The sequence below is a fragment of the Clostridium sp. SM-530-WT-3G genome (assembly GCF_012843905.1).
Taxonomy (GTDB): Bacteria; Bacillota; Clostridia; order Clostridiales; family Clostridiaceae; genus Clostridium.
Genome location: NZ_JABAGC010000007.1, coordinates 63,604 through 89,953, shown reverse-complemented (window position 1 = coordinate 89,953; position 26,350 = coordinate 63,604). Strand labels below are relative to the sequence as shown.

Annotated in this window: 23 protein-coding genes, 1 pseudogene and 1 other annotated feature (1 of these 25 cut by a window edge); of the genes and pseudogenes, 3 read left to right on the top strand and 21 right to left on the bottom strand. The window is 29.1% G+C overall.

The features are described from left to right. Window positions 1-43: a binding site (T-box leader), on the bottom strand (it extends 179 nt beyond the left edge of the window). Between the two features lie 53 nt (window positions 44-96). From HF850_RS04755 to HF850_RS04745, 3 genes are all read right to left on the bottom strand, one after another. Beyond that, window positions 97-735 (bottom strand): site-2 protease family protein, encoded by a 639-nt coding sequence (locus HF850_RS04755; protein ID WP_169104323.1) that lies wholly within the window; start codon window positions 733-735, stop codon window positions 97-99. A 197-nt stretch (window positions 736-932) separates the two neighbouring features. Further along, window positions 933-1,982: a dipeptidyl-peptidase IV gene (locus HF850_RS04750; protein ID WP_169104322.1), complete on the bottom strand. Its 1,050-nt coding sequence runs from the start codon at window positions 1,980-1,982 to the stop codon at window positions 933-935. 24 nt (window positions 1,983-2,006) lie between these two features. After that, window positions 2,007-3,059, bottom strand: a complete 1,053-nt coding sequence (locus HF850_RS04745; RefSeq protein ID WP_169104321.1) for a phosphodiester glycosidase family protein — start codon at window positions 3,057-3,059, stop codon at window positions 2,007-2,009. 244 nt (window positions 3,060-3,303) lie between these two features. On the opposite strand from HF850_RS04745, the gene HF850_RS04740 reads away from it, so the two are divergent. Continuing rightward, a complete protein-coding gene (locus HF850_RS04740; RefSeq protein WP_169104320.1) occupies window positions 3,304-4,275 on the top strand; it encodes a biotin--[acetyl-CoA-carboxylase] ligase in 972 nt (323 codons plus the stop codon). 105 nt (window positions 4,276-4,380) lie between these two features. Here the strand turns inward: HF850_RS04740 and asnA are convergent, their stop codons facing one another. After that, a complete protein-coding gene (asnA, locus tag HF850_RS04735) occupies window positions 4,381-5,388 on the bottom strand; it encodes an aspartate--ammonia ligase (RefSeq protein ID WP_347564403.1) in 1,008 nt (335 codons plus the stop codon). A gap of 256 nt (window positions 5,389-5,644) precedes the next feature. Then, entirely contained in the window at window positions 5,645-6,598 is a 954-nt protein-coding gene (locus HF850_RS04730) for an L-lactate dehydrogenase (protein WP_169104318.1), read from the bottom strand. A 225-nt stretch (window positions 6,599-6,823) separates the two neighbouring features. Between HF850_RS04730 and HF850_RS04725 the strand changes: the two genes are divergently transcribed. Beyond that, a complete protein-coding gene (locus HF850_RS04725; RefSeq protein ID WP_169104317.1) occupies window positions 6,824-7,438 on the top strand; it encodes a 3'-5' exonuclease in 615 nt (204 codons plus the stop codon). A gap of 147 nt (window positions 7,439-7,585) precedes the next feature. Continuing rightward, a complete protein-coding gene (locus HF850_RS04720) occupies window positions 7,586-7,759 on the top strand; it encodes a rubredoxin (RefSeq protein WP_169104316.1) in 174 nt (57 codons plus the stop codon). A gap of 52 nt (window positions 7,760-7,811) precedes the next feature. Here HF850_RS04720 and pflA read toward each other — a convergent pair whose 3' ends face one another. From pflA to ychF, 16 genes and pseudogenes are all read right to left on the bottom strand, one after another. Further along, window positions 7,812-8,522 carry a pyruvate formate-lyase-activating protein gene (gene pflA, locus HF850_RS04715; RefSeq protein ID WP_169104315.1) on the bottom strand — a complete coding sequence of 237 codons (711 nt, stop codon included), beginning with the start codon at window positions 8,520-8,522 and terminating at the stop codon, window positions 7,812-7,814. A gap of 165 nt (window positions 8,523-8,687) precedes the next feature. Beyond that, window positions 8,688-10,919, bottom strand: a complete 2,232-nt coding sequence (gene pflB, locus HF850_RS04710) for a formate C-acetyltransferase (RefSeq protein WP_169104314.1) — start codon at window positions 10,917-10,919, stop codon at window positions 8,688-8,690. A 635-nt stretch (window positions 10,920-11,554) separates the two neighbouring features. Continuing rightward, on the bottom strand, window positions 11,555-11,902 hold the full coding sequence (locus HF850_RS04705) for a CD3324 family protein (RefSeq protein ID WP_169104313.1): 348 nt from the start codon (window positions 11,900-11,902) through the stop codon (window positions 11,555-11,557). Window positions 11,903-12,216: 314 nt separating this feature from the next. Then, a pseudogene (gene pyrE, locus HF850_RS04700) lies at window positions 12,217-12,891 on the bottom strand (orotate phosphoribosyltransferase). A gap of 21 nt (window positions 12,892-12,912) precedes the next feature. Beyond that, complete coding sequence (locus HF850_RS04695; RefSeq protein ID WP_169104312.1) at window positions 12,913-13,812, bottom strand: dihydroorotate dehydrogenase; 900 nt, start codon at window positions 13,810-13,812, stop codon at window positions 12,913-12,915. A gap of 20 nt (window positions 13,813-13,832) precedes the next feature. After that, complete coding sequence (locus HF850_RS04690; RefSeq protein ID WP_169104311.1) at window positions 13,833-14,576, bottom strand: dihydroorotate dehydrogenase electron transfer subunit; 744 nt, start codon at window positions 14,574-14,576, stop codon at window positions 13,833-13,835. A gap of 44 nt (window positions 14,577-14,620) precedes the next feature. Then, on the bottom strand, window positions 14,621-15,490 hold the full coding sequence (gene pyrF, locus HF850_RS04685) for an orotidine-5'-phosphate decarboxylase (protein WP_169104310.1): 870 nt from the start codon (window positions 15,488-15,490) through the stop codon (window positions 14,621-14,623). A 200-nt stretch (window positions 15,491-15,690) separates the two neighbouring features. Next, window positions 15,691-16,890: a dihydroorotase gene (locus HF850_RS04680; RefSeq protein WP_169104309.1), complete on the bottom strand. Its 1,200-nt coding sequence runs from the start codon at window positions 16,888-16,890 to the stop codon at window positions 15,691-15,693. Between the two features lie 66 nt (window positions 16,891-16,956). Next, the gene (locus HF850_RS04675) at window positions 16,957-17,379 is read right to left on the bottom strand and encodes an aspartate carbamoyltransferase regulatory subunit (protein ID WP_169104308.1); all 423 of its coding nucleotides are present in this window, start codon (window positions 17,377-17,379) and stop codon (window positions 16,957-16,959) included. Beyond that, entirely contained in the window at window positions 17,380-18,306 is a 927-nt protein-coding gene (gene pyrB / locus HF850_RS04670; protein ID WP_169104307.1) for an aspartate carbamoyltransferase, read from the bottom strand. A gap of 377 nt (window positions 18,307-18,683) precedes the next feature. Continuing rightward, complete coding sequence (locus HF850_RS04665) at window positions 18,684-19,460, bottom strand: serine hydrolase (RefSeq protein ID WP_169104306.1); 777 nt, start codon at window positions 19,458-19,460, stop codon at window positions 18,684-18,686. A gap of 45 nt (window positions 19,461-19,505) precedes the next feature. Further along, window positions 19,506-20,603, bottom strand: a complete 1,098-nt coding sequence (locus HF850_RS04660; protein ID WP_169104305.1) for a 6-phosphofructokinase — start codon at window positions 20,601-20,603, stop codon at window positions 19,506-19,508. A 479-nt stretch (window positions 20,604-21,082) separates the two neighbouring features. Continuing rightward, complete coding sequence (locus tag HF850_RS04655) at window positions 21,083-21,943, bottom strand: undecaprenyl-diphosphate phosphatase (RefSeq protein ID WP_169104304.1); 861 nt, start codon at window positions 21,941-21,943, stop codon at window positions 21,083-21,085. An 89-nt stretch (window positions 21,944-22,032) separates the two neighbouring features. Further along, a complete protein-coding gene (locus HF850_RS04650) occupies window positions 22,033-23,205 on the bottom strand; it encodes a hypothetical protein (RefSeq protein ID WP_243159405.1) in 1,173 nt (390 codons plus the stop codon). A gap of 99 nt (window positions 23,206-23,304) precedes the next feature. Then, on the bottom strand, window positions 23,305-25,032 hold the full coding sequence (locus HF850_RS04645) for a hypothetical protein (protein WP_169104303.1): 1,728 nt from the start codon (window positions 25,030-25,032) through the stop codon (window positions 23,305-23,307). A 160-nt stretch (window positions 25,033-25,192) separates the two neighbouring features. After that, complete coding sequence (ychF, locus tag HF850_RS04640) at window positions 25,193-26,290, bottom strand: redox-regulated ATPase YchF (RefSeq protein ID WP_169104302.1); 1,098 nt, start codon at window positions 26,288-26,290, stop codon at window positions 25,193-25,195. Window positions 26,291-26,350: the final 60 nt, after the last annotated feature.

The following is a 26,350-nucleotide window of genomic DNA, read 5'->3' as shown; positions in this document are numbered from 1 at the left end:
CTTAAAGAATCAATCAATGTACTCTTCTCTTCTTCGAATATTTCTATATTAATCTTTAATCATTATACAAAGTGCATTATTCTTTGTCAAGAAATCTTAAAACAGTCCTGCAAAAGCTGATGCAATTTTCATCATAATATTAAGCAACCCATTAGAAGGTATAGATATTATTCTACTACCTGCAACAACAAAAATTACTAAAATAATCATTTGATATTCATAAAACTTTGCTTGATATTTATAAAAAACATCAGGTAATGCATCCCTTAATACATTAAATCCATCTAATCCTGGTATAGGAATCAAATTAAATATTCCTATATTTATATTTATAGAAATAGCCAAAAACAACATACTATATAATACTCCACTTAAACTTCTTGGAAGATATTTATATATTCCACCTACATAAACTCCAAGTATTATAGAAAGTACTATTGCAACTAAGAAATTCATAACAGGTCCAGCTAAGCTTACTTTCAAATCATCTTTGTAATAATTTTTATATGCTGACGGATTAGTCTGTACAGGTTTTGCCCATCCAAATCTAAAAAATATAACTGCCAAAAAGCCTAATGGATCTATATGTACTAGAGGATTTAATGTAAGCCTTCCCTGAAATCTTGGTGTTTTATCTCCTAATCTATCTGCCATAAGTGCATGTGCATATTCATGAAATGTAAAAGCTATAAGCATTCCAGGTATCATCAAGATTATATTTAATAAATAATCCATTTATCTTCTCCTTTTCTATTTTTATTCTATAAGTAAAATAAAATCTATAATTTAATAAGTTTTTATATCAAACTACTTTTTTCATAGTAAACCAATAGAAACCTATTTCAAATATTATAGCATATATCTTATATAACAAAAATAGATAAATGTCTATTTATTATCAACTATACATTTATCTATTTTATAATATTTTTCTATTTTCCAGTACTATCAGACATATTTAATTCTTTATATGATAATTTTCCTTTATTATCTACTGTAGCAATAAAATCTTCTTTAATAGCAAGAAGTTTTCCATCATAAGGTAATTCTTGTCCTGTAGTAAGATTTTTTACAACCCCTGCAAGATTATCATTAATAAGTATTTGGCTCTTATTACTAAAATAAATATCGTTTCTATTTACAACAGCTTCAAGATTCATTGTTGACCACTTTGATGTATCAGTATCAACTTTACCATATATTATACTTGAAATTTTATCTCCATTTAATTCCCCTATGTAAATGACATCTTCTCTATCTATACCTAAAAGTGTAAGATTTTTATTCGAATTAAATACAAGCTCTTTATTAGGACTTGTAACATAAAACTTATTATTAACCTCATCTTCATATACAAGTCTGTCTTCATGAGGTATAACCTGCATATTTCCAAGAACATTTGCTTGTAATGATACTTTGCTAATATCATTATTTATGTCTATTCTGTATACATTGCTCTTTAATCCACCTTTATATACATCTATATAATAAACACCTGTTATAGTAGATTCACTTATTTTTTTAACTTCCATATCTTTTTGATAATTACATATAGTATTAACATAAGTTACAGATGAATCCTTGGGGTTATATGTAATAAGCTGTATTACGCTTTCTCCATTTTTCTCAACTTTTTCAGCTATAATTATCCTATCTCTATCTGAAAGCCATTTATGATATAAAATAGTTCCCTTATCATCTGTTTTTATTTCACTTTTTGTTCCTGTTTTAGTTTCTTCTAAATATAAAGTACCATTTTCATAATAAGTTAGATACTTACCATTGTATGATATATTAATTTTTTCAGATCCTTCAGGAATATAGGCATTTATATCTTTAGTATTTTCTTTATCTATATCTATTTTATTACTCGAAAAATTTGATGAATGTTTAAAAACAAAATTATCTAGAATAAATAATCCTCCGATTTGTAGTATTATAGATAACATTGCCCAGGCAATTATCTTTCTATACCATTTCATAATGTACTTCCTCACCTTTCAGATTTATTTAACAATAACTGCCGTAGGGATAGTTCTTTCACCCATACTATATGATGGCGTATTTCTAACTTCACCATTATAATATAATGTTGTTGATTTACCACCGTCCAAATTAAGCGCATTAACTGCACCAAGTTTATATATAACCTCTTGAGCTTCTTTTAAAGTAGCACCAAGACTGCTAACTCCTCTTCCATCAATAACAAGCAGAATAATTGCACCATCCTGTCTTTGACCAATGACTGTTCTAGGAGCAATTCCCCAGCCTCCATCACCAGACATAGGTGTCATTTTACCATTTATAACAAGCGCAGGTCCAAAACTTAAAGCTTCTTGTATATCCATCTTCTTAAGTTCATCCACTGAATATTTTCCAACTACCATAACACCCTTTTTAGTGATACCAAATAAATCTGTTTTATTTCCAGCACCTAAATCATCATGAATAACTTCTCCACCAGTCATAATTACCCCACTAGGGAAACCTCCATTTCCTGTCCATTGAGCATTAGATGATTGATCTGTAAATGCACCACCATTTACAGCTGCTATTGCATCATTATTTTCTGCAATTTGAGATGTTGTTTCACCTTCAACATTAAGCTTTGAAGTATATCCCACCTTAACTCTTGTAGGATCCTTTATAACTAAATAATATCCATTAAACTTAGGATTATCTGTTAATTCATAAAATTCAATTGTTTCATCTTTTACTGTTGGTATTTTTATCTCAGATACATTTGTTGTTTCATCACTTCCATCTGCAGTGTCATTATTAGTTCCTAAAATTTTAGCTATTTTTTCATCAGACAAAAACCATGTAGCAAGATATTGATGACTCATAGATGTCATTGCAGCTCCAACAAATGTACTTTTAGCGTTTTCAAATGGCCCATATAACAACATAAATGGTGCAGTACACATAGTAAATGCAATTTCAAAAGCTAAAAATGCAATTAATGTCTTTCTTGCCATACCCTTTTTTCTCTTTTTTCCTCTTTTAATCCTTTTTTTATGTTTTTGCTTTATATTTTTACGCTTTTCATTCTTATTCATTACATTATCCTCTCTAGGAATGTCTTAAATTCGCTAACTTTTATAAATATACTAAGTTTAATTATATAGTATTTAAATTCAAAACACAATATTTTCAAATTTTATGCATAAAATACTATTTTATTATCAACAGTCTAATAATTGTTTTTTATCCTTAAGTGTTATCTTGAAATTAATTTTATATATAGTATTATTTTATAAAAACACCATTATTATGCTATAATTCATTTAGGCGGTGAGAATTATGGAAGAAAGAATTATAAACATACTAAAAACATCAAATAATTATGTTTCTGGTGAACATTTAAGTAATGAATTGAATGTATCCCGTACATCAGTATGGAAATATATAAAAAAACTAAAATCAAAAGGATATAAAATCGAAGGAATTTCAAATAAAGGTTATAAACTCATTCAGTCTCCAGATAAACTTACAGAAGTAGAGTTACAACCTCTTCTTAAAACTCATAAAATAGGACGTACTATTTATCATTTTGATAATATAGATTCTACTAATATAAAAGCCAAAGAACTTGCAAAAAGTAGTGTTCCTGATGGAAGTATAATAATAGCGGAAGAACAGACTCTTGGAAGCGGCCGTTTCAACAGAAAATGGTTCTCTCCTAACGGAGGTATTTGGTTTTCTTTATTATTAAAACCTTCTGTACCACCATCTGATGCACCTAAAATAACACAAATAGCAGGAGCTGCTGTTTATAAAACACTAGAATCTCTAAATATTCCTTCAACAATAAAATGGCCTAATGATATACTCATTAATAATAAAAAAGTATGTGGAATACTTGCTGAGATGAAATGTGATATGGAAGCAGTTCATTATTTAATTCTTGGTATAGGCATAAACGTGAACTTGGATAAAAGTGATTTTGATGATAGTATTAAAGAAACAGCTACTTCATTAAAAATAGAATATAACAAGCAGTTTTCTAAAAAGCATTTATTAGCTGATTTTCTTTTTAACTTTGAAAATTTATATAATGATTTTTTAAACAAATTAGATTTATCAAAAACAGTTGAAATATGCAGACAACACTCTAACATCTGGAATAAGAAAGCAAAACTAATCACTTATAATAAAGAAGAAATAGTAACATGTATTTCTCTTTCTGATACAGGTGATCTTATAGTAAGAGATGAAAATGGAATTGAAAAAGCTGTTCTCTCTGGAGAAATAAGCTTTAAATCACTAACATAAAATAACAAAAAATAAGACTTAGAAATTATATAATTTATATTTCTGAGTCTTATCTTCATATTTTTATACTAAGATAATCATATAAATACAACTATCATATTAATCTTATAACAATGTAATATTATGTTCTTCACATATCTTTAAATTTTTATCATCCCATACTGAAGACTGAACTTCTCCTATATGAGCTTTTCTTAATAGATACATACATATTCTTGACTGACCTATGCCCCCACCTATAGTATATGGTAATTCTCCATTTAAAAGCATTTTGTGGAATGGTAATTCTCTTCTATCATTACATCCTGAAATAGTAAGCTGTTTATCAAGTGCAGCCTCATCTACTCTAATCCCCATTGATGAAACTTCAAAAGCTCTTTCAAGTAACGGATAATAGAATATAATATCTCCATTCAATGTCCAATCATCATAATCTGGTGATCTTCCATCATGTTTTTTACCTGATTTTAAAGTTCCCCCAATCTGCATTATGAATACAGCACCTTTTTCTCTTGCAATAAGATCTTCCCTTTCTTTAGGAGTCTTATCTGGATACATATCTTCTAATTCTTGTGTTGTTATAAAGAATATATCTTCTGGCAAGAATTTTTCTTCATTAATCAGCTCATTACATGCAAAAGTTTCTGCACTCTTAAATACTTCATAAATCTTTTTAACTACAGTTTCTAAAGTATCAATATTTCTTTCACTCTTATCAATTATTTTTTCCCAGTCCCATTGATCTACATATATAGAATGAAGATTATCAAGTTCCTCATCTCTTCTTATAGCATTCATATCTGTATATAAACCTTCACCTTTTTTAAAACCATATCTATAAAGGCTATATCTCTTCCACTTTGCTAAAGAGTGGACTATTTGAACTTCCTTTTTTGATTCAAGCAAATCAAAACTCACTGGTCTTTCAACACCATTCAAATTATCATTAACCCCTGTACTTGGCTCAACAAATAAAGGTGCTGAAACTCTTATTAAATTCAATTTTTCAGCCAAAGCCCTTTCAAACATATCCTTTATCTTCTTAATTTGAATTTCTGTTTCAATTAACGAGTATTTAGCTTTGTAGTCTTTTGGAATAATTACACCGTCAATATTCATTTTTTTGCCCCCTAAATTTTATTAATAACTGACTTATATATGTAATTAATATTCAAAAAAGTCTATTATAATACATTTTCATAATTATAAAATATCGACTAATTTATAAAATATTAAAAGCATATAATAAAACAAGTCAAGAGTGCTCAAGTATTTTTAACCTGTAGTCAACTATACTATAAAATAATTTTATTTTATAAATTACTTTTTGTCAATTTATGTTGTTAAATAATCATACTGTATAAAACAACTATTTATCAATTACCTTTTTTATATTATCTCTAAGTACTCTTGCAGAATTTTGAATCTTTTCAAGTTCTTTTTGATCTTTTATTTCTGGAGCAACTATTCTAACAACTCCTGTACTATTAACTATTGTTGGGACTGCTAAAAAAACATCATTTAGTCCGTATTGTCCTTCTAATAAAGTAGATATTGTTAATACTGTATTTTCATCTCTTAAAATTGCTTCTACTATTCTAGTTGTAGCAAGACCTATTGCAAAATAAGTAGCACCTTTTCTACTAATTATTTCATAAGCAGCATTTACTACATCTTTAGCTATAACATCTTTTACACTATCATCCCATTCAAGATTATTTTTTTCACAATAGTTTTCTAATGTATCACCTGCTATTGTTGCTGTACTCCAGCTTACAACTTCACTATCACCATGTTCTCCTAAAACATACGCATGAACATTATTATTATTTACATTAAAATACTTTCCTATAACATATTTTAATCTTGATGTGTCAAGCACTGTACCTGAAGCAATAACTCTTTCCTTAGGAAATCCAGATAATTTATAAGTTATATATGCAAGCACATCGCATGGATTTGATACAACTAATAATATTGCATTTGGACTAGCCTTAGCTATTTGAGGTATAAATCCTTTAAATATATTGTAGTTTTTTTCAATAAGATCTAATCTTGTTTCACCTGGCTTTTGAGCCGCACCTGCTGTTATTATTACAATATCAGAATCCTTAGTTTCACTAATATCTCCAGCATATATATTAACTGGCTTGACAAAAGATGTTCCATGAACTAAGTCCATTACTTCTCCCATAGCTTTATCCATATTAATATCATAGATACAAATTTCTGTAGCCACTCCACTATTCATTAATGCATAAGCTGTTGTCGCTCCTACAAAACCTGCTCCTATTATAGATACTTTACGCTTTCTTTGTATCATTATTAGTTCCTCCTGTATATCTAATAATATTAGTTTATCCTAAAAACAAATTAATATTACTATGTATTACAAAGTTCCAAAGTAAATAATGTTATTGTAAATTTTACTACAGAGCTTTCACTCAAATTATATATTATTTAAATTCCATCGTAAATAATATATAATTAACTTTATCAAGTTAACAAATATATACGTATTAAACATATAAATATGGAGGTAAAACTAATGAAATTATTATTTTTTGATACAGAGACTACCAGTATAAAACCAGGGAGTATCTGCCAACTAAGTTACATAACTGTTGATGCTAGCGCAAAACCTCAAGTAACTATAGGAAAAAATTTCTTCTTTACAGTTGAAGAAATGGATCCATCAGCTGAGCAAGTACACGGCTTTTCTTTAGAAAAATTATACAACTTATCAGAAGGACAATATTTTGAAGATTTAGTGATGGATTTTATAGATGATTTTAAAAATTCCGATTTTATAATAGGACATAATGTTAATTTTGATATAAGATTTTTAAAGCACGAATTAGATCTTTTAGGTGATGATTTTGATCCGAAACATATTTTTTGTACTATGGCTTATTACAAAGATATATGTAAAATACGCAAGCCAAATGGAGATATAAAAAATCCAAAATTAGCTGAAGTAATAGAATGGCTGAATATATCTGAAAAGCAAATTACTGATACTGCAAACAGATTATTTGAAGGAAGTGGCAACTATCATGATGCAAGATTTGATACAGCAGCAACTTATTTAACTGTAATTGAAGGGTTAAAAAAAGGTTATATTCCAAAAGGTTATTTTTCTAATATATTAAATTCTAATTAAGTACATAATAGTGAGTCATTTTTAGTATCAGAATCATATATTGTATATAATAATTCTTTTAAATTTAAATAATTAAATTTAAAATTATCATACTAAAATTACTTTTTAAGTTTTACATTGTTTAACATTCTAAATGAGGTGAATAATATGAAAAAGTATATTTGCGAAGTATGTGGATATATTTATGATTCCGAACTTGGAGACGAAGACAACGGTATAGACCCTGGTGTAGATTTTAATGACCTTCCTGATTATTGGGTGTGCCCTATATGTTCTTTCACTAAAGAGAATTTTTCTGAATTAAAAGACACATCAGAATAATCTATCAATATAAAAAATAGCAGATTATCTTATTTTGATAATCTGCTATTTTTTATATACCAAATATTTCTTTTTTATATTTTTTACACAAATCTTTATCCATAGCATTTACACCATCTAAAGGATAATTGATTTTCATAATTTCATATTTATTAGCACCTAGTAAATGATATGGAAGAAGTTCAACTTTCTCTACATTTGGAATTGTATCAATAAACTCTTTTAAACCTCTAAGATGTTCTTCACTATCAGTAAGACCTGGTACAACAACATGTCTTATCCACATTTTTGTATTATTTCTCTTCATTGCTTCAATAAAATTTAATGATTCATCTATTTCTCTAAGTGTAACATTCTTATATCCTTCTTTTGTATAATGCTTAATATCAAATAAAACTAAATCTGTATACTTAAGAATTTCATCATATTCACCAAAACCATATCCAGCAGTATCTATACATGTATGTATTCCTTTTTCTTTACAAAGTTTTAATACTTCTAAAAGAAATTCAGGCTGTCTTAATGGTTCTCCTCCTGAAAAAGTAACGCCTCCACCACTTGTAGAAAAATAACTCTTAAATCTTTCTAATTTCTTTACAAGTTCTTCTGGTGTATATTCTTCTCCACCACTTTGAGCCCATGTATCAGGATTATGGCAATACTTACATCTTAATGCACATCCTTGAAAAAATACTACAACCCTTATTCCTGGACCATCCACAAGGCCCATTGTTTCAATCGAATGAATTCTTCCAGTAACCATATATTCCACCTCTTCTGTAGCAATTAATTATATTATAAATAAATCAAAATATTATTTATAAGTAAAACCTCGGATTAACAAAAGTATATCCAAGGTTCTACATAAATCACTTATCCTATTTTAAAATCTATAATAGATTTATTTTTTAATTAAATCCTAAACAGATTACATTTTTTCATGGAATGTTCTGTTTATAACATCTAATTGTTGTTCTCTAGTTAACTTAATGAAGTTTACAGCATATCCTGAAACTCTGATAGTTAATTGTGGATATTCTTCTGGATGATCCATTGCATCTAATAATGTTTCTCTGTTAAACACATTAACATTTAAGTGATGAGCATCTTGACCAAAATATCCATCCATCATAGCACTTAAGTTAGTAATTTGTTGTTCTTTAGTCTTTCCTAATGCATCTGGTACAATTGAGAATGTATTAGAAATACCATCTTGTGAATGTTCATATGGTAACTTAGCAACTGAGTTTAATGATGCTAATGAACCACTGTTATCTCTTCCGTGCATTGGATTAGCTCCTGGTGCAAATGGTTCTCCAGCTTTTCTTCCACATGGAGTTGTACCAGTCTTCTTACCATAAACAACGTTTGAAGTAATAGTTAAGATTGATTGAGTATGGTATGCATTTCTGTAAGTCTTGTTTTTTCTAATTTTATTCATCATGTTTTCAACTAAGAATACAGCTATATCATCAACTCTGTCATCATCGTTTCCGTATTTAGGGAAGTCACCTTCAACTTCGAAGTCTACAGCTATTCCTTCTTCATTTCTTATTGGCTTAACTTTAGCGTATTTGATAGCTGAAAGTGAGTCCGCACAAACTGAAAGACCAGCTATACCACAAGCCATTGTTCTGAATACATCTCTGTCATGTAAAGCCATTTGCAAGCTTTCATAAGAATATTTATCGTGCATGTAGTGGATAACATTTAAAGTATTAACATAAAGGTTAGCTAACCAGTCTGTCATTATATCAAATTTTTCCATTACTTCATCGTAATTTAAGTATTCTGAAGTGATTGGTTCCATCTTAGGTCCAACTTGAACTCCGCTCTTTTCATCTCTACCACCATTAATAGTGTAAAGTAAAGTCTTAGCAAGGTTAACTCTAGCACCGAAGAATTGCATTTGCTTACCAACTCTCATTGCAGATACACAACAAGCGATAGCGTAGTCATCTCCCCAGTATGGAGCCATTAAGTCATCATTTTCGTATTGAACTGAACTTGTATCTATAGATACTTTAGAACAGAAATCTTTGAAGCCTTGAGGTAATCTTGTTGACCATAAAACAGTTAAATTTGGTTCTGGTGATGGTCCAATTGTATATAAAGTATTAAGAATTCTAAATGAGTTCTTAGTAACTAATGTTCTTCCATCTAACCCCATACCAGCTATTGATTCAGTAACCCAAGTTGGATCTCCTGAGAATAAATCGTTGTATTCTGGAGTTCTTAAGAACTTAACTAATCTTAATTTCATTACGAAATGGTCCATTATTTCTTGAGCTTCTGCTTCAGTTATTGTCCCATTTTGTAAGTCTCTTTCAATATATATATCTAAGAAAGTAGAAGTTCTACCAAGTGACATTGCTGCACCATTTTGTTGCTTAATTGCAGCTAAGTATCCGAAGTATAACCATTGTACTGCTTCTTGAGCATTGCTAGCAGGAGCAGATATATCTATTCCATAACTTAATGCCATAGTTTTTAATTCTTTTAAAGCAACGATTTGGTCAGAGATTTCTTCTCTTAATCTGATTATTTCTTCATCTATAGTTCTAACTTCTAAAGATTTCTTTTGTGCCAATTTATCTTCAATTAATCTATCAACACCGTATAAAGCAACTCTTCTGTAGTCACCTATGATTCTTCCTCTACCATAAGCATCTGGAAGACCTGTAACGATACCTGATTTTCTTGCTAATCTCATTTCATCTGTATAAGCATCAAAAACTCCTTGGTTGTGAGTCTTTCTATACTTAGTAAATATTTCAGAAATCTTAGGATCAACTTCATATCCATAAGCTTTAGCCGCATTTTCAGCCATTCTTATTCCACCTTCAGCCATTACAGCTCTCTTTAAAGGTGCATCAGTTTGAACTCCTACTATTTTCTCTATTGCCTTGTCTATATATCCTGGTGCATAAGCATCAATTCTTGATGCTGTCTTAGTATCAACATCTAAAACACCACCATTTTCTCTTTCTTTTTTAAATAATTCGCTTACTTCACCCCATAATTTAGTAGTGTTTTCAGTAGCTCCTGCTAAGAAAGAATCATCACCTTCATAAGGAGTGTAGTTAAGTTGAATAAAGTTTCTTACATCAATACTTTTTTGCCATTGCCCATTTTTAAAACCATCCCATTGTTTAAACATAAATGTTCCTCCTCTTATGCTTGCATAAAACCCTAAAGTAAGTATGCAAATAACTTAATTAAATAAAACAAAAGTTACAAAACTTTGTTAAATCATTTTCAATATTATTGTAATATAAAATCGACACATTGAAAAGTTTTTTTTGAAAAAATAATTAATTTCTTTATTATTCTCTAGCTTTTTTTGAATAATTTTTATGCCTTTTATTTTGTTTGCCACATTTATGACATATTAATTTATTTTTTTTATAATCATCCTTAAAAGTTTGTTATTTTTTTATCAATATCTTCTTTTTTATTTTCTGATTATTCACTCAACTGATTTTACATGATTTAGCCTCTATTTTTCAATCAATTTGAATAAATCATAAAAAAATACTAAACTCTTAACTTTTTCCTATACTAGATGAAATAATTATTATTAACTAATAATTATTATCTGTTATTATAATACCAAATAAAATAATAAATTGCAAGTTTTTTATTAATTCCTAGCATAATTTTTTTTCACAATAAGTTTTATTGTTGTTATCTTGTCAATCTACTAATATATTTAGATGACAAATAAAGTTAAATATAAAAATAACCCCATTAAGACATATGTCAAAATGAAAGGTTATTGGAAATCACGTAATATTAGTTACCATATATAATTTTTTTTATACTCGCAACAGATAAGCAGTACATTTCTGCAAGGCTTTCCTTAGTAGTTCCGTTTAAGAACTTTTCTTTTATTTCACTATTTCTTTCAGCAGTAATTTTCTTAGCTCCTGAAGTACTTCCCCAAGGATTTCTTACGCCCTTTTCCTTAGGAATGTATATATATTGGCCTTTCAATATATAGTCTTCATAAGTTAATTTATTTCTATTATATTCACTATTTGTATATCTATATTCATATTTTCTCGTATTAATATAGTTTTTTATAATTCCAATTATCTTCTTGTTAATTATTTTCCCAGTTTTAATTATATACTTTCTCATTCCGTATTCTTTGTATTTCCTTTCCTAAAAAATAATTTCACCTCAAAATTAATGCTCATATTTTTTATCCTCCTTTATTATTATTTGCACTACCTATTTCACTATAATCCAATTTAATACAATTATAAAGCTAAAACTTATTTCATAATTATCTTTTATCCATATTTTCCAAATACCTTAGCTCTCAAATGTTAAATAAATCACCTATAAAACTTTCCTATAATATACTTTTTAATAGAATATCATTTAATCAAAGTATATTTTCAATAATAAAAAAGCACATAACTCCAAAAGTTACATGCTTTTTTATTATATTATTTTGCACCGTATTGTTTGTAGTAATCATCAATTCTTCCCTTAATCTCATCATCAATAATTACTTTTCCATTAATCTCTTTATTATATAAGTATTCAATTACTTCAGCCATAGTAACTATTGCACAAGTTTTAAATCCAAACTTTTCTCTTATTTCTACTAATGCTGATTCTTTTCCTTGTCCTCTTTCCATTCTATCTACAGAAATTATAAGACCTTTTACATCAACATCACCTTGGCTCTTTAATATAGGCATCGTTTCATATATTGAAGTTCCTGCTGTAGTTACATCCTCTACTATAAGAACTCTGTCTCCATCTTGTAACTTACCTCCTAAAAGAATTCCCTTATCTCAATGATCTTTAACTTCTTTTCTGTTTGAGCAGTATTTCACATCTATATCATATTTACTTGATAAAGCTATTGCTGTGGTTACTCCTAGTGGAATTCCCTTATACGCTGGTCCAAATAATACATCATAATCAGCACCAAAGTTCTCTTTTATAGCTTCTGCATAAAATTCTCCTAGTCTACTTAATTGATTTCCTGTTTGATAGTTTCCTGTATTAACGAAGAAAGGTGTCTTTCTACCACTCTTAGTAACAAAATCTCCAAAAGTTAATACTCCACATTCAATCATAAACTCAATAAATTTTTTCTTATATGCCTTCATCTCTACATCCTCCAACTTGTCTTATTTAATAATTCCCACTATTTCATTAATATCTTTAATTCCTTGTTCTTTTAAGAAAGCTTCCATTTCCTCTATTATTTCTTTCCCTGCCATAGGATTTATGAAATTAACTGTTCCTATTTGAATTGCACTTGCACCTGCCATCATAAATTCAATAGCATCAGCACCGCTCGCAATTCCACCTAGACCTATTACAGGTATATTTACAGCCTTAGCAACATCATGAACCATAGCTAATGCTACAGGCTTTACAGCTGGACCTGATAATCCTGCAGTTACATTATTGAATACTGGCTTTCTCTTATAGATATCTATAGCCATACCCTTTAATGTATTTATAAGTGATATTGAATCAGCACCAGCCTCTTCACACTTAACAGCCATATCCACAATATCTTCAGCATTTGGTGAAAGCTTAACCATAAGAGGCTTCTTAACTATAGATTTAATTTCTTTTACAACATCATAAGCCACATTTGACTTAATTCCAAATGCCATACCACCATGCTTTACATTAGGACATGAAATATTAAGCTCTATCATATCAACATCAGTTTCGTTGATCTTAGTAACAGCTTTTACGTAGTCTTCTATGCATCCACCACCAATATTGGCAATAACATTAGTTCCTAGCTTTTTCATTTTAGGAAGTTCAGTTTCTATAAATGCATCTATACCTGGATTGTTAAGTCCTACTGAGTTCATCATTCCAGATGCTGTTTCATATACTCTAAGTCCATCATTACCTGCCTTAGGGTTTATAGTAAGACCTTTAGAAGATATACCTCCAAGGATTCCTACATCATAGAAATTGTTATACTCAGCACCAAATCCAAAGGTTCCTGATGCAGCAATTACAGGATTTTTAAATTCTACTCCATTAATATTAACTTTCATCATTTTATCTTCCCCCTTGAATCTTATAGCTCAACATAGTATCCATCAAATACTGGACCATCTTTACATGTTCTCTTATTTCCATCTTTAGTCTTACATGTACATACTAAACATGCTCCAACTCCACATGCCATATGCTTTTCCATAGAAACATATACAGCAACGTTCTTTTCTTTACACATTTCAATTACTTTTTTCATCATGACTTCAGGACCACAGCATAATACTGTATCGTATTCTTCAACCTTTAATAAATCAGTTACGAAACCTTTATGTCCATGCTTTCCTGTATTAGTAGAAACCTTTATGTCATTAACATATTCCTTAAAGTCATCTACTAAATATATATCATCTCTGAATCCGCTATATAAATCAATCTTTCCATCAGGATTTTTCCCTCTTAATCTCTTAGCAAGTTCAAACATAGGTGCAGTACCTATTCCCCCTGATACTAAAGCCACTTTTCCATAATCCTTTTCTATGTCAAATCCATTTCCAAGTGGACCAGTAAGGCTTATTTCATCACTTTCTCTAAGCTTAGTAAATTCCTTAGTACCATTACCTACTACAGCATATAGGAATGTAAGTGTATCTCCATCCTTGCTGCATATACTTATAGGTCTTGGAAGGAAAGTCCCTCCATTAACCTTAAGCATGTAAAATTGACCTGCTTTTATTTCATTTTTATCTTCTACAACTAATTTATATATATCCTTTGAAACTTCTTCATTTGAAATAACTCTTGCTTTTCTATATTCTATGGCCATTCTAAAGTCCTCCCCATATTTCAATTATCATTTGAACTTTTATATTACTTATTTACTGCGTTTCTTATTGCATCTCTCATCTTTATAGCTTCTTCTCTTGCACATTCTGCAAATTGTTCTGGCTTTCCAGCTTTCTTGTATGCAAGTAATATTCCTCTTGAAGAATTTACTACTCCACCATTTCCATTGTTAAGGTATAATGCTACATCTTCAGCAGTTCCACCTTGTGCACCATATCCAGGTATTAAGAAGAACATGTTGTTATAGTTTGCTCTTATCTTCTTACCTTCATCTACGTGAGTACATCCTATAACTCCACCTATTGCAGTGTAACCAGATTCACCTGTACATTTACTTCCTAGTTCAGTAATCTTATCAGCTACTACTTCATAAACCTTCTTGCCATCCTTAGTATCGATATATTCAATATCTTCAGCACCTGGATTTGAAGTTCTAACTAAGCTGAATATACCTTTCTTACCACTTTCTAAATAAGGCATATATGGTTCTATACTATCCATTCCCATGTATGGGCTAAGTGTTATAAAGTCAGCTTCAAAATCTCCTTCAAAGTGAGCTTTTGCATACATTTTAGCTGTAGCTGCTATATCACCTCTCTTAATATCAGCTATTATTATTTCACCTTTTTCTCTTAAGTAAGCTAATGTATTCTTGTATGCTGTTAATCCTTCTAGCCCCAAAGCTTCATAATAAGCTATTTGAACTTTAAAACATGCTGCCACGTCATATGTAGAATCTATAATTGCTTTATTAAATTCGAATATTGCTTCACCTGGTGTTCTACCTTCTTTTATATGATCAGGTACATAATCTATCGATGTATCAAGACCAACACATACAACACCTCTTTCTTCAACTCTATCATATAGTCTATCTATTATGTTCTTTGCCATTTTAAAGCCCCTCCACATTTTCATTTATAATTGCTTTTAGTATCTATGATATGTAAGTTATCTTACTCTTAATTCTATCTTATTAACTTTGTCTAAACACACCTACACATCATAGATTTATCTTTATAATTTAATCTAATTTCTTTTTCAATCTATATATGTAAAAATATTCAGCCCACTATTTTATTTGCTTTTAATGCTTATTTAATACTATACTTAATTTCTCCGCCCTTTATTGTATTTAATATTTCCCCATAAAACTCCATTCCTTCAAAAGGTGTATTTCTTCCCTTTGAAGCAAATTTGCTGCTATCTACCTTAATCTTTTTGTCTAAGTCTACTACAACTAAGTCAGCATCTATACCTATACTTATCTTACCTTTATTCATGCCTAAAAGCTTTGCCCCATTATAAGACATAAGTTCACTTAACTTATTTATAGATATTCCATTTTCTTTTACCAGCTTTGTGTAGCATATAGAAAATGCCGTTTCTAGTCCAACCATTCCTGGAGAACCATTTTTCTTTTCTTCTGCTGTATGAGGTGCATGATCAGTTCCTATGCAATAAACCATATCCGTCTTTATAGCATTTATTATAGAATCCACATCTTCCTTTTCTCTTATTGGAGGATTTACTCTATAATCATTTATATCTCTCGTAAGTCCTATATGATGAGGTGTAATTTCCATAGTTACATTTGCACCGCTCATTTTAGCATCTATTATATAATTAACAGCTTCTTTTGTACTTACATGACACATATGAAGTCTTGCACCGCTCATTTTAGCAAGTTCTAAATCTCTAAGTGTCATCATATTTTCAGCTATTCTCATATCTACTTTAGAGAATTCTGGACTTTCTGCATGAGACATTATAACCCAGTCATTTTCCTTTGCTATCTTCATAGCTTCAAGCATTGTATTGGAATTTGATACACCTACACCATCATCAGAAATTGCTTTAATTCCTTTATCCTCACTTAATTCTTTTAGATGATCTAATGTTATACCATCAAAATTCTTTGTAACTGATAAACATTGATGTACATCTATTAAGTTTAATTCCTTAGATTTATTTCTTACATATTCTAATGTTTCTCTATCAGAACATATTGGTTTAGTGTTAGCCATTAGGCATACCCCAGTATATCCACCTCTAAGTGCAGCTTTAGAGCCAGTTTCTATATCTTCCTTCCAAGTAAGACCTGGATCTCTAAAATGTGTGTGAGTGTCTATGAATGACGGCATTACAACTTTACCTTTGCAATCTAGAACTTCAATATTTTCCTTCACTAATTCTACACCTATTTCACAGATTAATCCGTCCTTTATATATATATCACCTTTAAAATCCTGAGTAGAATCAATTATTCTCGCATTTTTAATTAATAGTTCCATAAAACACCATCCCATCCTTTCAGTTAGCAATTTACAGTTTACAGTTAACTGTTACTTGTTAACTGATTATAGTTTTGTTATAGTATCACAGTATTCACATCTATATCTTCCTGTTTCTTTATCTACCAATATAAATGAATGTGGTACATATTTTTCTAGAACTGTTATACAGCTTGGATTCTTACATTTGATAATGTTTTGAACCTTTTCTGGAAGCTGTGGATATACTTTGTTAACTATTTTTTCATCTTTAACTTCACATATAGTTATTGATGGCGAAAGAAGTCCAAGTACTGTGTAATCTATCTTGTCACAGTTTTCTATCTTTATGATGTCCTTTTTCCCTAGCTTTTTGCTGTCTGCATTTATTATAAGTGCCACACTGCAATTACTATCTGCAAGTCCCAAATAGTCAAATATCTTTATTCCTGTTCCTGCTTTAATATGATCTAATACAATTCCGTTCTTTATGCTAGTTATCTCTAACATTTACATCACCCCCAAAAGTTTAACTATTAATGCCATTCTTACATACATTCCGTACTCAGCCTGCTTGAAGTAACATGCTCTCGTATCATTATCTACTTCGCATGAAATTTCATTTACCCTTGGAAGGGGATGCATTACTATCATATCTTCACGAGCCATGTTCATCTTAGCTTTATCTAATATGTAGCTATCTTTAAGCCTTAAGTATTCTTCTTCATTAAAGAACCTTTCCTTTTGAATTCTTGTCATATAAAGAATATCTAATTCTCCAATTACATCCTCAAGTTTTTCTACTTCTCTGTATTCTATATTATTCTTTTCTAATATTTCTTCTCTTATATACTGTGGAATAGCTAATTCCTTTGGTGATATGAGTACAAACTTATTTCCAGTATATCTCGACATTGCCTTTATTAAAGAGTGCACTGTTCGTCCAAACTTTAAGTCTCCGCATATTCCTATAGTATGGTTGTGAAGTCCGTCTTTAAGACTTGATATAGTAAGTAAATCAGTTAATGTTTGTGTTGGGTGTTGATGCCCACCATCTCCTGCATTTATAATAGGAACTCCTGAATAAAGGCTCGCCACCTTTGCAGCTCCTTCTTTTGGATGTCTCATAGCAATTATATCTGAGTATATTGATACCATCTTAATAGTATCGGCTAGTGTTTCTCCTTTTGCAATTGATGTTGAACTTGGCTCAGAAAAGCCTAAGATTTTTCCACCAAGCTTCATCATAGCTGCTTCAAAGCTAAGTCTTGTTCTTGTGCTTGGCTCATAGAATAGTGTCCCTAAAATCTTTCCATCACAAATGTGGGAAAATTCCTTTGGGCAATCCATTATTTTGTGTGCTAATTCAAAGATTTCATCAAGTTCTTCAACTGTAAAATCTCTTGGTTCTATTAAATGTCGTATGTTTGTTGTCATTTTTGTCACTCCTTCTTAACCTCTCTGTGTTAATTTAAAGGTGGAAATTATATATTAACATGAAAAAAACCTTCCTTTAACTTAAAGGAAGGTATAATAATCCCAATAAAATTATATCACTATATAACTTCCTTATTGATCTCTCTGTATCAAATTAAAGGTTATTCTTTGTGTAAGAATAACACTTATTTGAAATTGTGTCAATATAAATATTTATTTTACAAAGTGCTTAAATAAAATATTTAAACAAATAAGTTAATTTATAAAATTATTATTATACTTTAAAACATATAATTCTAGATATCTATTTAAAACTAATACTATATTTTAATATGCAAAAAAATGGCTCTTATACTACATAAAAGCCATTTGAAATATTAAAAATTATTCATAACACAATCCCACATCATCTTACCACATTTTGCAAGAGTAACTGTTCCATAAACACTATTAGGAATTCCCATTGATAAAACTGTAAATGTAAAATCTCCTTTTTGAAGGTGGAGAAGCGCTGTATCATTTTCAACACCAGTTTTATCTCCAGTTTTGCTTGAAATCTCATACTTCAAATCATCAGGAATATATAATGCCAGCTTATTTTTCATCTGCTGCCTCTGCAAAATATCTATAAGCATCTGACTGTTCTTTTCATCCAAGAATTCTGCGTTATGAAGTACCTTCCATATTCTTGATAAATCATAAGCACTAGTTATATTTTCAATTCCAGTACTTACTGCTCTTTCATCAGATGTCTTTCTATTAAGCTTTGTATTTTTTAATCCTAACGAACAGATGTCTTCATTTATTGTATCCATTCCAACTATATCTATAAGTTTATTAGCTGCAGTATTATCACTTTGTATAAGCATGGCTACAAGTAATTCAAAAATAGTATAGTCTCTATTATCAAACTCATGTAATATTCCAGTGCCATATATCTTATCATTTTCTTCTATCTTAATTCTATCTAAAAATGAACAATTTCCATTCTGTACATATTTAATAACAGAAACAGCAATAGGAAGCTTCATACATCCAGCACTTGTCATTTGAACATTTTCATTGTACCCGTAAGAAAATCCACTTTCAAAATCTTCAAAGAAAAAAGAATATGTCCCTATTCTTGATTCTAAATACCTCTTTATTTCCTTCATAATACTTCACCGCTTTCTAATATTATCTTATGTCAGATATAGCTATTAATCTGCAAATGATATACCTATCTTCTTAGCCATAGTTACCAGCTCGCCATTTATATCAACATTTTTATTATTTCCTATAACATTTTCAAGACTGTCATATGTTATTTCATTGCCTTTCAAACAGACCATACTTCCAAATTTACCTTGATTAATAAGTTCTACTGCTGCAACTCCATATCTTGTAGATAAGATTCTATCAAAAGTACATGTTGTACCGCCTCTTTGAATATGTCCAAGAACTGTACATCTTACTTCTCTTTCTTCAATAAGCTTTTCTAAGTCATCTGCAAGTTTATCCCCAATTCCTCCAAGTCTTATTGGATCAGGACTATCTGCAACTATCTTAGCTACACTTATTTCTCCATCTTTAGGCTTAGCACCTTCTGCTACAACAATAATCGTAAACAATTTTCCTTCCTTTTTCCTTTCTTCAACCTTGTCTACAATTTTATTAATATCATAAGGAATCTCTGGTAATAAAATTACATCTGCTGACCCTGCAATGCCTGACTCTAATGCTATAAATCCAGCATTTCTTCCCATAACCTCTAGTATCATGATTCTATGATGAGATTCTGCAGTAGTATGAAGGCGGTCCAATGCTTCTGTTGCAACATCAATAGCAGTATTAAATCCAAATGTAATATCAGTAGATCCTAAATCATTATCAATTGTTTTTGGTACTCCAATAACATTTACACCTTTCCTAGAAAAATCCCTTGCAGATGTTAATGTTCCATCTCCTCCAATTACTACTAATACATCTACCCCTTCTTTTTTTAAATTCTCAACTGCAACATCAGATACATCTTTTTTTACTTTTTGACCATTCTCAATAACTTGATAATCAAATAAATTATCTTTATTTGAACTATACAATATAGTTCCTCCTCTAGGTAAAAGACCTGATACAGTAGACAAATCTAATTTCACAAAATCATTATTGTATAGACCTCTATATCCAAATTTATACCCAATGACTTCATAACCATAATTTAATATAGCCGATTTAGTAACTGCCCTTATAACTGCATTTAATCCTGGGCAATCTCCTCCCCCAGTTAACAAAGCTATTTTTTTAATACCTTTATTCATTTTTTAAATCCCCCCATACCATAATCTTTCCTCAATAAATTTTCACTATTTTCTGACTATTTAATTCAAAAAATATATAAATACCATATTTAAATAGGAATACAACACAAAGTATACGATTACTCCTACTTATTTTATAATATCATAAACGCAATTCATTTTAAAGAATATTTTTACATATAATACTTTTATTTCAATAAAGTTAATCTTCTATTTTGATATTTTATAATGAACTCCTTCAAGCATATCCTTATATAAACTATCTTACTCTTTTAACATAAATAAATTTATAATATAAGTAATAACTAGATAATTAATTTATATACACCAGAATAAAAATATATGAGTATAATTCAAAATATATTAAATTAATTAATACAATTCTGCTATTATATAACTTTTAATAGTACTTGTATTTAGCAAAATTAGATTAATAAAAAAAGATTGAGAAACTCATAATAGCTTCTCAATCTCTTAACTTAAGCAGTAATTACTTTCATAAATACAAGTATTCCAAATACAATTCCTAGTCCAATTCTATATACAGCAAATACTCTCATAGGTTTTTTCTTTAGATATGCTACGAATTTTTCCATAACAATTATAGACACTACAAATGCTACAATAAATCCTAAAGCTAAAGAAAGCCATAATAACATATTCATTTGAGAATAATCAAATTTTAAAAGATCTAATCCACTAGATCCAATCATAGCTGGAATAGCTAAAAAGAATGAAAATTCAGCAGCAATTGGTGTTGAAAATCCAGCTACCCAGCCCCCCATTATTGTTGAGGCACTTCTTGACATTCCTGGCCATGCTGCAAGTATTTGAAAGCATCCAACTATAAGAGCTTGAACAGGAGTTATATTATCTATATTTCTAGTAGCTTTTTTCTTATTCTTTCTAAATTTATTTTCAATTATTATTAATAAGATACCACCAACTATAAGACCAACAACAACTGCATCAACATTAAATAAGCTTTTAATCTTCTTATAAAATGTAAGACCAAAAATCATCATTGGAATTGATCCTACAATTACATTAATTCCAAATTTAAAACCTGTTTTACCTTCTTGACCTTTAGTAAAGATATAAGTGAAAAATTCAATTATACTGTCCTTAATCTTTTTCCAATATAAAACCACAACAGCAAGTATTGCTCCCAATTGGATAACAACTTCAAACATATCAACAAATTCTTTTGGTTTATCAAAACCAATAATACTTGATGCTAATATCATATGACCTGTTGATGATACTGGAATAAATTCTGTCAATCCTTCTATAATAGCTATAAATAATGCTTTAAGTACAAATATAATATCTAATATCACTAATTATCACCCTCTTTCTTAATCATTCTGTCTAATTATAATAGTATATTACCTTATTGTAAATATTAGTTTATTTTTCTAATCTAAAATTATTTCTTATCAATTGTAACGCTACTTACCACTGTACTTCCATCAATCGACAAATCTATCTTTGTTGTACCTTTTTCCAACACCTGTTCTTTGTAATTTTCTATTTTTTCAAACTCAGATCCATTTATGCTTAAATAAAATGATTTAAGTACTTTATCATTCTTAAATGCAGAAATCATTATTTTATCACCTATTATTTTTTCTTTTTTATCACCTATACTGCTTGTTTCTGTTTTTAATACATTATTATCATTCTTATCTTTATTTTCTTCAGTTAACTTTGAAGCAGTTATCAGTAAATATTCTTTTGAATCATCTTTTAACAAATCATTAAATGGACTCTTTTCAAATAATTGAGTCTGCTTTGTAAATATTGTTGGTGCAGGGTATTTACTTTTAAATTTTATTTCTAATGCCTCATCGTTTTTTATATAAGTTACAATACAATTACTTCTCATATTTGCATTACTATTTTCAATATTTAATGAATATGAATCTAGATATTTATTTAGATTATTCTTATAATCTTGTTGTGATGTATTCCCTAAATAAGGTGTTTTTCTTAAATTACACTTTAAAACCTCTATTGCAGATAATTTATTATCTCCATCAAAAAAATATCCTTGATCTAAGAAATCTACCATAACCCATTTGTTTAATTCTGTACTCCAATATTCAATTACGTAATATTCACAATTATTTTCGTACTGAGCACCACCTTTTCTAAATATACCTATTCTTGTCTTTACGCCAGTACAATTTATTATATCTCTAGCTATTATAGCAGCATCCTTAAAATTGACCTTCTTAGAATCAGCTTTCTTTTCCAAAATATCAAAAGCACTTCTTAATCCTGTCTCTGGAACATCATCTTTTTCAATTAATCCTTTTACTATATTAGTGCATTTTAAAACTCTATCAAATTCACTTTGTTCTGTATTTACAAAATCATTAATTTGATATTTTTCGTTTAATTTAATATTTTTTTGATTATTTAAAGACTCATAAAATAGTACAATATTACCTTCATCATAATAGTTATTCCAATTTTTTATAATTATTCCTTGAGAAAACATAGTTTTACCAAATAAAAATAAAATCGGTAACCCAAAAACTATTATTGTTCCAGAAATTATCTTTAACTTATTAGATTTCATGCTCTTTCCACTCATACTCCTTCATACCTTCTTCTCAAATTTCTTTACTCATAAATTTAGACTATCTAACACAAGATAGTCTAAATTAAAATATTCTATATAATTATCGTTATATTAATATATAAGCTTAAGTTCTGAAATCTTTGTTTTAGAATTGCCATCTTTTTGAGAAGAATCAAAAGCTGATTTTATTCTATTATAATTATCACTTATAATATTTTTATTTTCTTCTTTTGTTTCCTCATTTATTCCATCATATGCTGACTTTATATTAGTCATTGCTCTATCTACGTTATTATCTATCATTGCATAATAACAAGCAGCATCATTTAGTGTTAAAATATCTTTATCATCAAGGTCGTATGCTTTTCTTATATATTCTATAGATTTTTCATCATCTTTTTTATCAAGATAAATACATCCTAACGCTCTATAGTACTTAGGATTACTTTCACTTATTGAAATACTCTTCTTTATTGATTCAATAGCATCATCTATTCTTTGATTATTAAGCTGAATTAATCCAATATTATAGAATATATCTGCATCTTTTGGATTTACATGTCCAGCTAACTCATAATAATGAATTGCCTTATTACTATCCTTAAGAACATTCTTATAATATTCTGCTGTTTTTACTATAGTATTATAATTATACTCTTCATTATACATAGCATCTATAACAAATGGTTCAGCTAATTGTGGTTTTTGCTGTGCAGATTTTATATTTTCTATAAGATAATATGTACCATTATAATTTTTATCAATAACAATGCATTTCTTCGCATATTTAAATGCTTCATCATATTTTTTATTTTCATAATTTTCAATTGCTCTAATATAGCATCCCATAAGTGTAGTTTCATCATACTTATCCTTTAAAGTATCGATAATCTCTTGGCCATCTTTATCTTTTAAAAGGTCATATTTTAATAAATCCACATTGGCACTATCAACATTTTCCTTATCCATTTTTTCAACAAGGGCCAATGCTTTTTCCTTATCAGCTTCATTTAATGAATAAATTTTAGCTAAAACTGCATTATGAAATTCTTCATTTTTATTTTCTTCTTTTGCTTTATCAACATCATTTAGTAATGTTGTTCTATCACTTACTTGTTCTACTGCATCGAATATTTTCAATGAATTTTTGTCTACATTCCATGCTTCATTTAAAAGTTTTAATCCAATATCATAGTTTCCAAGTATAAAATTCATTTGAGCTAATGAAACTATATCATCAGAATTTTGCTCATCTAAACTATAATTTTTAACTATATACTTTGCTTTTTCACTTTCGTTATTACTTAAATATACAGTGAACATAGTCTGCTGTAATTTTGATTCTTGTGGATAAATATTCAAATAAAATTCACCATAATCTAAAGCTTTCTTATATTCACCATTCAAAAAATATGTAAATACTATCTGACTTGCTAAGTCTACATCTTTTTCCTTTATATTATCGTTTTGCGCACTCTTTGTATCTATTACTTTATTTCTTCCCTCATATGCTTTTTGTAATGTACTATTGGATTTAACATAATTTCCTTGTATTGATTGAATTTTTGCTGTATCAGCAGTATATGAAGGCCAATTATCCTTTTCTTGTAATGAAGTAAATTCAGTTATTGCAGAATCATACTTATCATTAAAATAAAATTCTTCTCCAGAATTATCTGAGATCTTTATACTTTCATCCTCTTTTTGATTTCCAAATACCGATCTTACTCCCAAAGTAATAAATAATGCTATACATAGATAAATAATCATTAATAGTATTGGCATAAAATATTTACTTTTATTTAAAGAATGATTATTTGATTTATTCGACTTTTCCATTAGAAATCACCTCTAATTTTTTCCTATGCAATCCTAAATTTTATTTTAACAAACATTCTAATAAAAATCTACTTTGTTATATAATCTTCATTTATTATTAATACTTTCTATAACAAAAAAAGTTTCTCGATAATATATCGAAAAACTTCTTTTATTCAAACTAAACGTTAAATCTAAAGTTTACAACGTCTCCGTCCTGCATTACATAATCTTTTCCTTCTAGTCTGAACTTACCATGTTCTTTAGCAGCAGCTTCAGAACCACATTCAACTAAATCATCATAACCTACAACTTCAGCTCTTATAAATCCTCTTTCTATATCTGAGTGAATCTTTCCAGCTGCTTGAGGAGCTTTAGTTCCTCTTTTAATTGTCCATGCTCTTACTTCTTGAACTCCAGCAGTTAAGAAACTCATAAGACCTAATAATCTGTAGCTTGTTTCAATTAACTTATCTAATCCTGATTCTTCTAATCCATATTCTGCAAGTATTTCAGCTTTTTCGTCATCTTCAAGACCAGACATTTCTTCTTCGATCTTAGCACTTACAACCATAACTTCAGAATTTTCGCTTGCAGCATATTCTTTAACCTTCTTAACATAATCGTTATCGAAGTTTCCTTCCATAACATCATCTTCAGAAATATTACATGCATATAAAACTGGTTTTGAAGTGATTAAAAATAAACCTTTTACAAAAGCTTTTTCTTCATCTGTGAATTCAAGAGTTCTTGCAGGTTTGTTAGCTTCAAGCTGTTCTTTAATTCTTTCCATTACTCCATATTCAAATTTAGCAGTTTTATCACCTGATCTTACAAGTTTAATTGTCTTTTCCATTCTTCTTTCAAGCATTTCTAAATCAGAGAATATTAATTCTAAGTTGATAGTTTCAATATCTCTAATTGGATCAACACTTCCTTCAACGTGAACAACATTTTCATCGTCAAAACATCTTACTACATGAACTATAGCTGCAACTTCTCTTATATTAGCTAAGAATTTATTTCCTAACCCTTCACCTTTTGAAGCACCTTTAACTAATCCTGCTATATCATAGAATTCTATTGCTGTATAAACCTTTTTCTTAGTATTATACATTTTTTCTAATACATCTAATCTTTTATCTGGTACACTTACAACACCAACGTTTGGTTCAATTGTACAGAATGGATAGTTAGCTGATTCTGCTCCTGCTTTTGTTATTGCATTAAACAATGTGCTCTTTCCTACATTAGGAAGACCTACCATACCTAATTTCATCTATGTACATTCCTTTCTAAACTCAGTTATTATTAATCTAATTATTTTCTAATAGTTAAC

What these genes read in the sequence shown, in the direction of transcription:
- HF850_RS04705 (WP_169104313.1), bottom strand. Translation starts at nt 11,902, where the DNA reads ATGAGAAAGTATATAATTAAAACTGGGAAAATAATTAACAAGAAGATA.
- HF850_RS04755 (WP_169104323.1), bottom strand. Translation starts at nt 735, where the DNA reads ATGGATTATTTATTAAATATAATCTTGATGATACCTGGAATGCTTATA.
- HF850_RS04675 (WP_169104308.1), bottom strand. Translation starts at nt 17,379, where the DNA reads ATGTTAGAGATAACTAGCATAAAGAACGGAATTGTATTAGATCATATT.
- pyrF (WP_169104310.1), bottom strand. Translation starts at nt 15,490, where the DNA reads ATGGCAAAGAACATAATAGATAGACTATATGATAGAGTTGAAGAAAGA.
- HF850_RS04740 (WP_169104320.1), top strand. Translation starts at nt 3,304, where the DNA reads ATGGAAGAAAGAATTATAAACATACTAAAAACATCAAATAATTATGTT.
- HF850_RS04695 (WP_169104312.1), bottom strand. Translation starts at nt 13,812, where the DNA reads ATGATGAAAGTTAATATTAATGGAGTAGAATTTAAAAATCCTGTAATT.
- HF850_RS04650 (WP_243159405.1), bottom strand. Translation starts at nt 23,205, where the DNA reads ATGAGTGGAAAGAGCATGAAATCTAATAAGTTAAAGATAATTTCTGGA.
- pflB (WP_169104314.1), bottom strand. Translation starts at nt 10,919, where the DNA reads ATGTTTAAACAATGGGATGGTTTTAAAAATGGGCAATGGCAAAAAAGT.
- HF850_RS04720 (WP_169104316.1), top strand. Translation starts at nt 7,586, where the DNA reads ATGAAAAAGTATATTTGCGAAGTATGTGGATATATTTATGATTCCGAA.
- HF850_RS04750 (WP_169104322.1), bottom strand. Translation starts at nt 1,982, where the DNA reads ATGAAATGGTATAGAAAGATAATTGCCTGGGCAATGTTATCTATAATA.
- HF850_RS04745 (WP_169104321.1), bottom strand. Translation starts at nt 3,059, where the DNA reads ATGAATAAGAATGAAAAGCGTAAAAATATAAAGCAAAAACATAAAAAA.
- pflA (WP_169104315.1), bottom strand. Translation starts at nt 8,522, where the DNA reads ATGGTTACTGGAAGAATTCATTCGATTGAAACAATGGGCCTTGTGGAT.
- HF850_RS04730 (WP_169104318.1), bottom strand. Translation starts at nt 6,598, where the DNA reads ATGATACAAAGAAAGCGTAAAGTATCTATAATAGGAGCAGGTTTTGTA.
- HF850_RS04690 (WP_169104311.1), bottom strand. Translation starts at nt 14,576, where the DNA reads ATGGCCATAGAATATAGAAAAGCAAGAGTTATTTCAAATGAAGAAGTT.
- HF850_RS04645 (WP_169104303.1), bottom strand. Translation starts at nt 25,032, where the DNA reads ATGGAAAAGTCGAATAAATCAAATAATCATTCTTTAAATAAAAGTAAA.
- HF850_RS04725 (WP_169104317.1), top strand. Translation starts at nt 6,824, where the DNA reads ATGAAATTATTATTTTTTGATACAGAGACTACCAGTATAAAACCAGGG.
- HF850_RS04660 (WP_169104305.1), bottom strand. Translation starts at nt 20,603, where the DNA reads ATGAATAAAGGTATTAAAAAAATAGCTTTGTTAACTGGGGGAGGAGAT.
- HF850_RS04665 (WP_169104306.1), bottom strand. Translation starts at nt 19,460, where the DNA reads ATGAAGGAAATAAAGAGGTATTTAGAATCAAGAATAGGGACATATTCT.
- pyrB (WP_169104307.1), bottom strand. Translation starts at nt 18,306, where the DNA reads ATGACAACAAACATACGACATTTAATAGAACCAAGAGATTTTACAGTT.
- ychF (WP_169104302.1), bottom strand. Translation starts at nt 26,290, where the DNA reads ATGAAATTAGGTATGGTAGGTCTTCCTAATGTAGGAAAGAGCACATTG.
- HF850_RS04680 (WP_169104309.1), bottom strand. Translation starts at nt 16,890, where the DNA reads ATGGAACTATTAATTAAAAATGCGAGAATAATTGATTCTACTCAGGAT.